Below are 2,326 nucleotides of genomic sequence, written 5' to 3' on the forward strand. Positions count from 1 at the left end.
GCTTCCCGTTTTGGTAACGCCGGGCCTCTACACCTCGGACCAGGACTTCTCCGAGGCCCAGGCGGTGCTGAACCACCTGGGGGATGAGGGGAACCCGGGGCTTGTCCTCCGGGGCCCCAGGGAGGGGGAGAGGGTGATGGTGGACCTGGTTTATTTGGAGGAGGTGCGGAGATGGTGGAGCACCTGATCGTGTTCAATGCCGAGGCCTCGAGGGAGGAGGTCCTGCGCATGGCCGAGGAGGCCCGGGAGGTCCTCTTGCGGATCCCCGGGGTGGTGGGGCTCCGCTTTGGGGAAGCCCTGGGGGAGGGGCCGAGGTACCGCTACTTCCTCTCCGTGGTCTTCTCGGGACCGGAGGTGGTGGAGCGCTACCGCCACCATCCCCTGCACGTGGAGTTCGCCGACCGGGTCTTTCGCCCCATGGCCAAGGACCGGATCACCACCGATTACCGGGTCCTCCTGGAGGTGCCCCCGTGAGGGAGCTGACCTACCGGGAGGCCGAGGCCAAGGCCGTGAAGGTGCTGGCGGACGGGGTGGGGGAGGGCCTCGTCCTCCTGGGGGAAGGAGGGTACTACGCCCTCTACTACTTCTTCTCCCTCTACGGCCGGAAGGCGCCCCACCCCGAGGAGACCCCTGACTGGGTGGAGGGCCCGAAGCCCTCGCCCGAGGGGTTTCGCCCGCCCTACGACTAGGCCCGCTGGTTGGAGGCCCATGGCTACACCCTCTTCGTCAACGAGTCCAAGTAGGAGGTGAGGTGTGGAGTACGACGAGCTTCCCTACGCCAAGGCCAAGGCGATGGCGGTGAAGGTGCTGGAGGACGGGTATGGGGACGCGGTGGTCCTGAAGGACGAGCGGGGCTTTTACGTCCTCTACTACTTCTACGGGTTCCAGGCCCCGCCTCCCACCGCCCTGCCCCACTGGATGGAGGGCCCCAAGGCCTCCTTGGAGGAGGTGCGCCCTCCCTACGAGGCCAAGCGCTTTTTGGAGGAACACGGGGAGCCCGACTACCTCAACGACGTAGACTAAGGGGGTGAAACGGGACGCTTTCCGCCTTCTCCAGAGCGCCGAGACGACCATCTACCTCTTCGCGGGCTTCCTCATCGCCGCCGGGGCGGCGGCGCTCCTCCTCACCGCCTTTTGGGAAGGGGTTCTTCACCTTCTGCAGGGGGATTACGGGAAGGTGGCCTTGGGGCTTCTGGACCGGGTGCTTTTGGCCTTGATGCTGGCGGAGATCCTCTACACCCTGCTTCGCTTCGCCAAGGAGGGGACCATCGAGGCCACCCCCTTCCTCGTCATCGGCATCATCGCCGCCACCAGGCGGGTCCTGGTCCTCACCGCCGAGGCGGTGGAGAAGTTCGATCTGGAAGACCCTGCCTTCATGGCGGTTCTGGCCGAGCTCGGGCTTCTTTCCCTCATGGTGGTGGCCTTCGCCCTGGCCATCCGCCTGGTCAGGACCGGAGGAGGGCAATGAGGGTCTGGGCCGCCGGGTTGGCCACCCGCTTGGGGTAAACCAGCCAGAAGTAGCGGCGGATCTCCCCCACCGGCGGGGCCAGGCGCAGGGCCCTGAGGTTGCCCACCTTCAGGTTGGGTTGGACCACCACCCGGCTCACGATGCCCACCCCGGCCCCCGCCAGCACCAGCCGCTTGGTGACCTCGTTGTTGTCGGTGTAGAAGGTGGGGTTGAGCTCTAGGTTGGCCTGTTCAAAGGCCCGCTCCAGGGCCCGCCAGGTCATGGAGCCCGGTTTGCGCACCACCAGGGTTTCCCTTTGAAGCCAGTCTGGGGGCACTTCCTCCCGGCCCGCCCAGGGGTGGTCCGGCGGGACGATGACCACCAGTTCGTCCTCGTAGAAGAGGTGCCGCTCGTAGCCTTCCCAGCGCTCCACCCCCTCCACGATGGCGAGCTCCAGCTCCCCCATCAGCAAGCGCTCCGCCAGGCGCTCGGAGCTCCCGCTTTCCAGGTGGACCCGTACCCCGGGGTGCTCCTCGTGGAACTTCTTCAGGAAGAAGGGGACCACGTAGGTGGCCATGGTGGTGGAGGCTCCCAGGGTGACCTCCCCTATCTCCAGCCGGCCCATGGCCTGGGAGATCCGCTGGAACTCCTCCAGGGCCTGCACCACCCGCCGGGCCTCGGGAAGGAGGGCTTCCCCTACCCGGGTGAGGACCAGGTGCCGTCCCTGGCGCTCAAAGAGGGGATGGCCCACGTGGTCCTCGAGGGTCCTGAGGTACTGGCTCACCGCCGGTTGGGTGATGCCCAGGGCCAGGGCGGCCCGGCCCACCCCCCCTTCCTCCACCACGGTGACGAACACCCTTAAGGCGGCAGGGTTAGGCA

At 67.1% G+C, this 2,326-nt stretch carries 5 protein-coding genes and 1 pseudogene; 5 read left to right on the forward strand and 1 reads right to left on the reverse strand.

Translation table 11 applies throughout. The features are described from left to right. From ABJK26_RS01790 to ABJK26_RS01810, 5 genes and pseudogenes are all read left to right on the forward strand, one after another. Window positions 1-187: pseudogene (locus ABJK26_RS01790) on the forward strand (haloacid dehalogenase); the annotation flags it as partial. Continuing rightward, a complete protein-coding gene (locus ABJK26_RS01795) occupies window positions 172-474 on the forward strand; it encodes a Dabb family protein (protein WP_347240494.1) in 303 nt (100 codons plus the stop codon). The pseudogene ABJK26_RS01790 and the gene ABJK26_RS01795, both read left to right, overlap by 16 nt. After that, entirely contained in the window at window positions 471-689 is a 219-nt protein-coding gene (locus ABJK26_RS01800; protein WP_347240495.1) for an annexin VII, read from the forward strand. The genes ABJK26_RS01795 and ABJK26_RS01800 overlap by 4 nt, the downstream gene beginning before the upstream one ends. A gap of 64 nt (window positions 690-753) precedes the next feature. Next, window positions 754-1,023 carry a hypothetical protein gene (locus tag ABJK26_RS01805; RefSeq protein WP_347240496.1) on the forward strand — a complete coding sequence of 90 codons (270 nt, stop codon included), beginning with the start codon at window positions 754-756 and terminating at the stop codon, window positions 1,021-1,023. Window positions 1,024-1,027: 4 nt separating this feature from the next. Further along, complete coding sequence (locus ABJK26_RS01810; protein WP_347240497.1) at window positions 1,028-1,468, forward strand: phosphate-starvation-inducible PsiE family protein; 441 nt, start codon at window positions 1,028-1,030, stop codon at window positions 1,466-1,468. Here ABJK26_RS01810 and ABJK26_RS01815 read toward each other — a convergent pair. Then, window positions 1,446-2,326, reverse strand: an 881-nt coding sequence (locus tag ABJK26_RS01815; RefSeq protein ID WP_347240498.1) for a LysR family transcriptional regulator, incomplete at its 5' end; no start/stop codon positions are given. The two genes, ABJK26_RS01810 and ABJK26_RS01815, sit on opposite strands and share 23 nt — an antisense overlap.

The organism is Thermus sp., assembly GCF_039793865.1.
Taxonomy (GTDB): Bacteria; Deinococcota; Deinococci; order Deinococcales; family Thermaceae; genus Thermus.